Below are 978 nucleotides of genomic sequence, written 5' to 3'. Positions count from 1 at the left end.
ATTGGGGCTTTTCGACCGTCGGCATCGACGGCCTGGCGACAGCGAGCGATGCGCGTCTCGCCTTTCTCGAGCCCATGCCCGAGGGCGCCGGCGGCACGCTGACCGAAAGCCCGGTCTGGAACGCCATGCCCTTCGTGCGCAACCGATCGATCAGGCGCCTGCCCGCCGTGCTGATGTTCGGCGCGCTTCCTTCCGCCGCCCGCTTCGCCCGCGTGCTGACCAGGGCGATGACAGGAGAAAACGGCAATGGCTGATGCGGCGGTAAGCAAAGTGGGTACGGCCGGTCTCATCGTCCCGCGCGCCGGTGGCCAGCCGACCGTAGCCATCCTGCTTTGCGCTGCGCTCGCGGCCTTGGCCGTGGCGGCGACCATTCCCAATCTTGCCGTTCAACTGCCGCCGGCGCTTTGGCTCAAGGCGCTCGCCTTACCCGAAATCGACGACATGCGGCAGGTGCTCGTCCACTATGCCTTCCTGCCGAGGCTTGCCGTCAGCCTGCTCTGCGGCGCGGCCCTCGGCCTCGCCGGAGCGGTGCTGCAGCAGGTGCTGCGCAATCCGCTCGCCTCGCCGGAGACCGTCGGCGTGTCGGCCGGCGCCTATTTGGCGCTGGCGCTGGCCACGCTTTTCTCGCCCGCGCTGCTTTCCTTCGGTCGCGAATGGGTGGCGCTTGCCGGTGCCCTTGTCGCGCTCGCTGCAGTCTTCGCACTGTCCTGGCACAAAGGCCTGTCCCCGCTGTCCGTCGTGCTCGCCGGCCTTGTTGTCAGCCTCTATGCCGGAGCGATTAGCGCCGCCCTTATCGTGCTCAGGCACGAATGGCTGGCCAGCCTGTTTATCTGGGGCTCCGGCTCGCTCGGTCAGCAGGATTGGAAGACCACGCTGTGGCTCCTGCCGCGTCTGAGCCTCGCGGCATTGGCGATCGGCCTGATGGCGCGGCCGCTGACCTTGCTCGGCCTCGACGACGAGGGCGCGCGCAGCCTCGGC

General features: G+C 68.5%; 1 protein-coding gene and 1 pseudogene. Both read left to right on the top strand.

The window, feature by feature from the left end:
• Positions 1-254, top strand: a pseudogene (locus tag EN745_RS35200) (iron-siderophore ABC transporter substrate-binding protein); the annotation flags it as partial.
• On the top strand, positions 247-978 hold a 732-nt coding region (locus EN745_RS35195), incomplete at its 3' end, for an iron chelate uptake ABC transporter family permease subunit (protein WP_145992348.1). The pseudogene EN745_RS35200 and the gene EN745_RS35195, both read left to right, overlap by 8 nt.

The organism is Mesorhizobium sp. M4A.F.Ca.ET.022.05.2.1 (genome assembly GCF_003998845.1).
Taxonomy (GTDB): domain Bacteria; phylum Pseudomonadota; class Alphaproteobacteria; order Rhizobiales; family Rhizobiaceae; genus Mesorhizobium.
The sequence above is the reverse complement of the archived record's forward strand: the minus strand, read 5'-3'. Positions and strand labels throughout refer to the sequence as shown.